Raw genomic sequence first — 7,850 nt, 5'->3', positions numbered from 1 at the left:
TCCCTCCCGCCGTTCACCGACTGGCCCGCGCACCTCGTCGGCGCCGTGCACGCCCGTCCGTTCCTGGCCCACGGCGGTCACGAGTTCGACGGCCGGGTGATCTCGGAGCTGGACCCCGACGAGCTGAAGCGCCACGCGGCAGCCATCGCCGCCGCCGGCATCCGCTCGGTCGCCATCTCCTCGGTCTTCTCCCCGATCAACGACGAGTTCGAGCAGCTCGCGCAGGAGATCCTCGCCGCCGAGCTCGGACCGGACGTCGCCTTCTCGCTCTCCAGCGAGATCGGCCGCATCGGGCTGCTCGAGCGGGAGAACGCCACGATCATCAACGCCGCACTCCGGGAGCTCGCCGACGGCATCGTCGACGGACTGTCGGCATCGGTGGCGGCGAGCGGCATCGAGGCCCCCCTCTTCCTCAGCCAGAACGACGGCACGCTGATGGACGTCGAGTACGCCCGCCGGTACCCGGTCGCCACGTTCGCCTCCGGGCCGACGAACTCCATGCGCGGCGCGGCCGTGCTGTCGGGGTTCGACACCTGCGCGGTCGTCGACGTCGGCGGCACCACGAGCGACGTCGGCGTCCTCACCGGCGGGTTCCCGCGCGAGGCCACGGGCGAGGTCGCGGTGGCCGGCATCCGCACGAACTTCCGGATGCCGGACGTCCTGTCGATCGGCATCGGTGGCGGCTCGCGCATCCGTGAGGACGGCGCGGTCGTCGGACCCGACTCGGTCGGCTACCGGCTCACGGAGGAGGGCCTCGTCTTCGGTGGTGACACCCTGACCGCCACCGACGTCGCCGTCCGCGGCGGCCGGGGCGCCATCGGGGACGTCTCACGGGTGGCGGGTGTCCCGACGGAGGTGGCGGAGCGCGCACTCGGCGTCATCGCCGAACGCGTCGCGGACATCGTCGAGCGGATGCGCACGTCGTCGGCCCCGCTGCCGGTCGTCGCGGTGGGCGGTGGGTCCGTCCTGCTCCCCGAGGAGCTTCCCGGCCTCAGCACGGTGCACCGCCCCGAGCACTACTCGGTCGCGAACGCCATCGGCGCCGCGATCGCCCAGGTCTCCGGCGAGGTGGACAAGGTCTACGCCATCAGCGACGGCAAGCGGGCCAGCGTCGTCGACGAGGCCCGGCAGGAAGCGGTCGACCGGGCCGTCGCCGCCGGCGCAGACCCGTCCAGCGTCGCGATCGTCGACTTCGACGAGGTCCCGATCCCGTACCTGCCGGGCAACGCGACCCGCATCCGCGCGAAGGCGGTCGGCGACCTCGCACTCGGGGCGTTGGTCCGGTGAGCGCCCTCGCGCCCGCCGCCGTCCGGCAGCTCACCGAGATCGGTCCCGACTGCTCCGCGCTCGCCCGCGGCGCCGCGATCCTCGGCACCGGCGGTGGCGGCGACCCGTACATCGGGCGGCTGCTCGCCGAGGCCGCCGTCCGCGAGCACGGTCCGGTGCCGGTCGTCGCGGTCGAGGACCTGCCCGACGACGCCGTCGTCCTCAACGTCGCGATGATCGGCGCACCCACGGTCATGGTCGAGAAGCTCCCGTCCGCCGGCCAGTTCGCCGGGGCGATCCGGAGCCTCGCGACCCACCTCGGTGTCACGCCGACCCACATCGCCTGCATCGAGGTCGGCGGTGTCAACTCGACGAGCCCTGTGGTGGCCGCGGCGGAGCTCGGCCTGCCCGTCATCGACGCGGACGCGATGGGCCGTGCCTTCCCCGAGGTCCAGATGGTCCTGCCCACGCTGTCCGGCGTGAGCGCGACGCCGATGGCGCTCGCCGACGAGAAGGGCAACACCGCCGTCTTCGACACCGTCGACAACCGCTGGGCCGAACGACTCGCCCGCACGGCGACCGTCGAGATGGGCTGCTCCGCGATCACCGCGCAGTACGCGATGTCCGGCGCGCAGGTCAAGGAGTCGTACGTCCGCGGCAGCCTCTCGCGGTGCGTCCAGCTGGGCGAGGCGCTCGCCGACGCCCGCGCCGCCAACGAGGACCCCGTCGCCGCCGTCGCGGCGGTCCTCGGCGGCACGACCGTGTTCGAGGGCAAGGTCGCCGACGTCGAACGGAAGACCGTCACCGGCTTCGCGCGCGGGACCGCCCGCATCGTCGGTTCCGGTGCCGACACCGGCCTGGAGGCACGGCTCGCCTTCCAGAACGAGCACCTGCTGGTCGAGGTGGCCGGCTCGGTGCGCACCACCACCCCGGACCTCATCGTCACCCTGGACGCCGAGACCGGCGAACCGATCACCACCGAGGGACTCCGGTTCGGCGCACGCGTCCGGATCGTCACCGCGCCCGCCGACGAGCGCTGGCACTCCGCCGGCGGTCTCGACCTCGCCGGGCCGCGGTACTTCGGCTACGACACCCCGGCGGTCCGCCACGACGGCACCGTCAGCGAAGGAGCGGAACGATGAGCTGGACCATCGACGTGGAGGACCTGCCCGACCTCGCCCGCGGAGCGGCCCTGCTCGGCACCGGCGGCGGCGGCGATCCCACCATCGGGATGCTGCTCGTCAAGGCGGCGATCGAGGAGCACGGGCCGGTGACGATCCTCGACCCGTCCGAGGTCGACGACCACGCGCTCGTCATCCCGACCGCACAGATGGGTGCTCCGACCGTCGTGCTCGAGCGGATCCCGGCCGGCCCGGAGCCCCTCGGCGCACTCCGCCGGCTCGAGCAGCACCTCGGCCGGACGGCCGCGGCCACCATGCCCATCGAGTGCGGCGGCATCAACTCGATGATCCCGCTGCTCGTCGGCGCCACCGGCGGACTGCCCGTCGTCGATGCCGACGGCATGGGCCGGGCGTTCCCGGAGCTCCAGATGGAGACGTTCGCGGTCTACGGCGTCCCGGGGTCGCCGCTCGCGATCAGCGACGAGAACGGGCACGGCGTCGTCATCGACACGGGGCACGACAACCGGCAGATGGAGTGGCTCGCGCGCGGCGTCACGATCCGCCTCGGCGGGGTCGCGTACATCGCCGAGTACGCGATGTCGGGCCGGCAGGTCAAGGTCACCGCGGTCCCGCGGACCCTCTCACTCGCGCTGTCGGTCGGCCGTGCCGTCCGCCGGGCGCGCGAGGAGCACCGCGATCCGGTCGCCGCACTCGCCGACGCGTTCTCGGAGACGATCTACACACACCTGCGCGAGTTGTTCGACGGGAAGGTCGTCGACGTGGAGCGCCGGACGGTGGACGGCTTCGCGAAGGGCCGGGCGGTCGTGCAGGCCGCCGATGGCTCGACGCTCGAGATCGCCTTCCAGAACGAGAACCTCGTGGCGCGACGCGACGGCGAGGTGGTCGCCGTGGTGCCCGACCTGATCTGCGTCCTCGACGCCGAGACCGCCGAGCCGATCACGACCGAACGACTCCGGTACGGCCAGCGTGTCCGCGTGGTCGGGGTCTCGACACCGGACCTCATGCGCACGCCGGAGGCACTCGCGGTGTTCGGTCCGTCGTGCTTCGGCCTCGACGACGCGTTCGTGCCGGTGGAGGACCTCGTCCCGGTGCCGACGTCCGCGGAGCGGACCCTCGCGACCACCCGCTGACCGGGGACGGCGGGGTGAGAACATGGGCCCGTGCACCCGGGTGAGCAGCGTGACGGAGGCGTGACGGGCCTCCAGGCCGACGACGTCGACGTGTTCGCCCGCGGCACCGCCCTGCTCGGGTGCGGCGGTGGCGGCCAGGTCGAGCACATGGCGCTCGCACTCCGCCGCGCCCTCGGTGACGGCGAGGTGCCGGTGGTCCCGGTCGGAGCCGGTGCGCGCTCGGTCATCGCGGTCGGGCTCATCGGATCTACGACCGTCCTCGAGGAGAAGACCCCGAGCGGCCGAGAGCTCCCGGACGCGCTCGCGGCCGTCGAGCGGTGGACCGGACGTCGCGCCGACGCCGTCGTGGCAGCGCAGATCGGCGGCGTCACCGGCCCGGCCGCCGCCCTCACGGCACTCGCCGCCGGGTTGCCGCTCGTCGACGCCGACCTGGTCGGACGAGCGACACCGCGCATCGACCAGCTCTCGCTCTTCGTGGACCCACTGCCCGCGGTCACCGCCGCCGCGGTCACCTCCAGCGGGCTCCGGATCGTCGTCGACGCTCCGGACCCCCGCGACCTCGAGACCGTCTGGCGCGAAGCCGTGTCGCACAGCGGCGGGTGGGCGGCCTTCGCGATCGGACCCGTGGACGCCGACGTGCTCGCCGAGCGGGCCGTGACCGGCAGTGTGAGCCGGGCCCTGCAGGTCGGCCGTGCGGCGTCGACGTCGCTCGACGTCGACGGCCTCGTCCACGCGGTGGGCGGTCGACTCGTCACGGAGGGGCGGGTCCTCGACGTCCAGCGCGGCGGGGACGCCGTGGCGTTCGTGCACGGGTCGATGGCGGTCCGCGATGTCCGGACCGGCGCCATCGCCCGGATCGAGGCCGGGAGCGAGTGGGTGCACTGCCTGGTCGACGGTGAGCCGGTGGCGAGCAGCCCCAGCTGCATCGTCGTCGTCGATGCTCGGTCGCTGCGGCCCGTGGCGACCGACCGGGCCCGGGTCGGGGACGAGCTCGCCGTGTTCGTGCTCCCCGGTGCGCCGTGGTGGTGGAGCGAGCCACGGCGGACCGCACGGGTGTCGCCGCGTGCGTTCGGCATCGACGCCGAGGTCGTCCGCGAGGTCGCGGCGTGATCCGGGTCGTCGACGCCCTCCCGCTGCTCGGGACGGACGCGGTCGTGATCGCCGGACCGGTCTCCGGCACCGTCACCGCGGTCCGCGGGCTCGCCGGCGCCCCCGTGCAGGTCGGCCGCGCGATCACCGGCACTGAGGACGCCGTGGTGCTCCTGACGCCGGTCGAGCGGTTCGACGCGCGCTTCGACGTGCTGCTCCGACGTGCCGCGACCTCGGGCGTGACCCTGCTCGTCGTCGCACCGGAGGACTCGGCCCCGCCGCTCGGCGCCGGGACCGCGGCGCTCGCGGACCGGCTCGACGTGACCGTGGTCGACGTCGGGGACCCGTGGACCGCCTCGGTCCGCCTGCACGAACTGCTCGGCACCGGGGATGCCCCCGCGGCCCGTGCAGCACTGGCTGCTGCACGCGTGGGCCTGGACGCGGGTCCCGCGCTCGAGGACCTGTTCGGCCGCCTCGAGTCCGAACTCGGCCATCCACTGCGGTTCCTCGACGCGTCCGGTCGAGCACTCCGCGGTCAGCCCGTGGCGCCGACCACCGCGGCACTCCTCGCGCGCACGTCGGGGACGAGCGAACCGGTCTGGGCGTCCGACGAGCGCGGTGAGACGGTGGTCGCGGTGCCGGTGCCGACCGGCATCGGAGCCCGTGCGTGGCTGGCCGTCGGGCTCGCAGCCCCCGTGCCGGCCGAGCGGACGACCGTCGCGACCGCGCTCCGGGTCGCGGCGGTCGCGACCGGCCACCGCCTCGTGCTGACCCGGCTCGACGACGAACGCGATGCCCGGTACCGCATGACGATGCTCGACGACCTCCGCGCGGCGGACGGCGCCCCGACCCCGGCCCTCGTGCAGCGGACGCTCGCGTCGGGCTGGCGGCTCGATGCGTGGCACGTCGGCATCCGGCTCGTCGCCGCGCGGGATGCCGGGGACCGGGTGGACGCGGTCGCCCTGCGTCGTGAGGTCGAGACGGCGTTCGCCGTCCACGAGCTCGCGGTGACCGTGGTCGAGCAGACCGACGGGTGGGCGCTGTGGACCTCCGTGGACCACGAACCCGACCAGGCCACCGTGGCCGCGGTCGCGACGAGCGTCCGGGCCGCGCAGAACACCCTCCGCCAGGCCGTGGACACGAACGTGGGCGTCGGGAGTGTGCACGCCGGCCCGGCCGGACTCGTCCGCACCCTCGGTGAGGCCGGTGACGCGGTCCGCCTGGCAGCCGCCCGACCCGAATCCGGCTGGTTCGTGCACGTCGACCGGCTCGGACTGGCGCAGCTCCTGCTCGCGTGGACGCAGACCGACACGTTCCTGCCGGCCGCCGAGCAGCTGCTCGCCCCGCTCGAACGCGGGGGAGGTGCGCTCCGGCAGACGCTGGCGGCGTACCTGGACGCGGAGTCCTCGATCGCCGAGACCGCAGCCGTGCTCGGGGTGCACCGCAACACCGTGGCGGATCGCATCGCCCGGGTCGAGCGACGGCTCCGGGTGGACCTGTCGGACCCCGAGACGCGGTTGGCGCTGCACCTGGCGACCCGGGCACTCGGCGGGGCCTGAGCGAGACGGACTCCGCCGATCCGGTCAGAGCCGCTCAGTGATCGCGGCGACGACCTCCGCCGACGCCTCCCGCTGCACGAAGTGCCCGACGCCGGCGAGTTCGACGAGCCGGAAATCGCCGTCGAACGACGACCGGGCGTCCCGCGCCGCCGCGACGGTCTCGCACCCGTCCGCGTCACCGACGATGAACGTGGTCGGCACGCGGATCGCCGGCCAGGCGTCGAGCGTCGTCTGCAGGTCGGCGTACCGCGGGTTGCCCGGAGCCTCGCCGGCGCCGTGCCGGTAGTAGTGCACGACCGTGTCGACGAACTCGTCGGACGTGAACGAGGCGAGCAGGGTCGCCCGCTCCTCGGCCGGGATGGTGTTCGGTGGCGACCAGTGGTCCCACGACCAGACGAGCAGTTCGTCCGGAGAGCGTCGGAACGCAGTCTCTCCGACGTCGGTGCACAGCCACCAGCGGTACCAGGCGACCGCCGCGTCATCGAGGGACTCCTGCACGGTCAGGCCCGTGCGCGGGCCGTACGCGGTCGCGATCGTCACGAGCCCACGGAGCCGCTCGGGTGCGACGGCCGCGACCGCGTGGGCGGTACGGGAGCCCCAGTCGTGGCCGACGAGCAGGGCGTCGTGCAGGTCGAGCGCGTCGAAGAGGTCGAGCAGGTCCGTCGCGAGGGCGGCGACCTGACCGGACCGTTCCTCCGGGCGCACGCTGCTGCCGCCGACGCCGCGGAGCGACGGGCGGACGATGCGGAGACCGGCGGGCAGCGCGGCCACGACCGCGTCCCAGGTCGACGGGCCGTCCGGGAAGCCGTGCACGAGCACGACGGGCACGCCGTTCGGGTCCCCGTCCTCGCGGTACTCGATGACCCCTCGTGGCGTCGTGACCTGCGGCATGGGCGGCTCCTCGGTGCTCGGGCGTCGGTCTGCTGCCTGCATGCTGCCATGCAACGGTCCTCCGGCGTGCTGCCGGCCCGCGCTGCCCCCGGTACGCTGCCGGGCATGGGGGAACGACGAACACGTCGGCTGGTGCTCGCGGTCGTGGCGCCGGCGATCGTGCTGGCCGCGTCGCTCGCCGGGTGTTCCACGCAGTCGGACGTGCCGAACGGCGGCGTCCCGCTCGAGGCCACCGCGACCGCGACCTTCGCGCCTGCCGAACCGGTGGCGGACGGGGCGACCGTGGCCGCGGGCGACTGGGGCATCGTGCGCGCAGCGGACCCGTCGGAGGGCGACCGGATCGTCGCAGTGCGGGTCACCGCGGTCACGGAGGGGAAGCCCGGAGACTTCTCCGGTGTCCGGTCGCTCAGCGGCGGATCGATGTCGGACGCCGCCGTCGGCTGGTGGATCGACTACGACTGGGTGCTCGTCGACGGCCCCGGGCCCTGGTACCCGAACCAACGGATGCGGGCGGTGACGACGGACGCGGACCGCGACGACCTCTCCACGCTCAGCGTCCCGGACGACCTGCAGCACTGCCGTGACCCGGAGCGGGAGTCCTTCGGGGACGACCCCACGGGGATCGTGCAGCACGTGTGCCTGACGGCCTCCGCGACCGGCGGCGCCCGACCGACCGGATTGACGTTCGACGGGACGACCGGATCCACGAAGGACGTCACCTGGGCGCTGCCGGATCGCTGACGACGAGCCGGCCACGCCGCGGGACGGACGCC

At 74.1% G+C, this 7,850-nt stretch carries 7 protein-coding genes; 6 read left to right on the top strand and 1 reads right to left on the bottom strand.

From position 1 onward, the window contains the following. The 5 genes from NS184_RS16565 to NS184_RS18470 all read left to right on the top strand — a co-directional run. The coding region (locus tag NS184_RS16565) for a hydantoinase/oxoprolinase family protein (RefSeq protein WP_058727179.1) at positions 1 to 1,287 on the top strand (1,287 nt) is incomplete at its 5' end. Further along, positions 1,284 to 2,408 carry a DUF917 domain-containing protein gene (locus NS184_RS16560; RefSeq protein WP_193750539.1) on the top strand — a complete coding sequence of 375 codons (1,125 nt, stop codon included), beginning with the start codon at positions 1,284 to 1,286 and terminating at the stop codon, positions 2,406 to 2,408. The genes NS184_RS16565 and NS184_RS16560, both read left to right, overlap by 4 nt. After that, positions 2,405 to 3,538 (top strand): DUF917 domain-containing protein, encoded by a 1,134-nt coding sequence (locus tag NS184_RS16555; protein ID WP_058727178.1) that lies wholly within the window; start codon positions 2,405 to 2,407, stop codon positions 3,536 to 3,538. The genes NS184_RS16560 and NS184_RS16555 overlap by 4 nt, the downstream gene beginning before the upstream one ends. 60 nt (positions 3,539 to 3,598) lie before the next feature. Further along, positions 3,599 to 4,648 (top strand): DUF917 domain-containing protein, encoded by a 1,050-nt coding sequence (locus tag NS184_RS16550; protein ID WP_058727177.1) that lies wholly within the window; start codon positions 3,599 to 3,601, stop codon positions 4,646 to 4,648. Beyond that, complete coding sequence (locus NS184_RS18470; RefSeq protein WP_058727176.1) at positions 4,645 to 6,186, top strand: PucR family transcriptional regulator; 1,542 nt, start codon at positions 4,645 to 4,647, stop codon at positions 6,184 to 6,186. The genes NS184_RS16550 and NS184_RS18470 overlap by 4 nt, the downstream gene beginning before the upstream one ends. A gap of 24 nt (positions 6,187 to 6,210) precedes the next feature. On the opposite strand, the gene NS184_RS16540 is transcribed toward NS184_RS18470, so the two are convergent. Continuing rightward, positions 6,211 to 7,119: an alpha/beta fold hydrolase gene (locus NS184_RS16540; protein ID WP_083513792.1), complete on the bottom strand. Its 909-nt coding sequence runs from the start codon at positions 7,117 to 7,119 to the stop codon at positions 6,211 to 6,213. A 63-nt stretch (positions 7,120 to 7,182) separates the two neighbouring features. Between NS184_RS16540 and NS184_RS16535 the strand changes: the two genes are divergently transcribed. Beyond that, positions 7,183 to 7,818: a hypothetical protein gene (locus NS184_RS16535; protein ID WP_152998288.1), complete on the top strand. Its 636-nt coding sequence runs from the start codon at positions 7,183 to 7,185 to the stop codon at positions 7,816 to 7,818. Positions 7,819 to 7,850 lie beyond the last annotated feature (32 nt).

The sequence above is a fragment of the Curtobacterium luteum genome, assembly GCF_001475545.1.
Classification (GTDB): Bacteria; Actinomycetota; Actinomycetes; order Actinomycetales; family Microbacteriaceae; genus Curtobacterium; species Curtobacterium luteum_A.
This window is presented reverse-complemented; position numbering and strand designations above follow the sequence as displayed.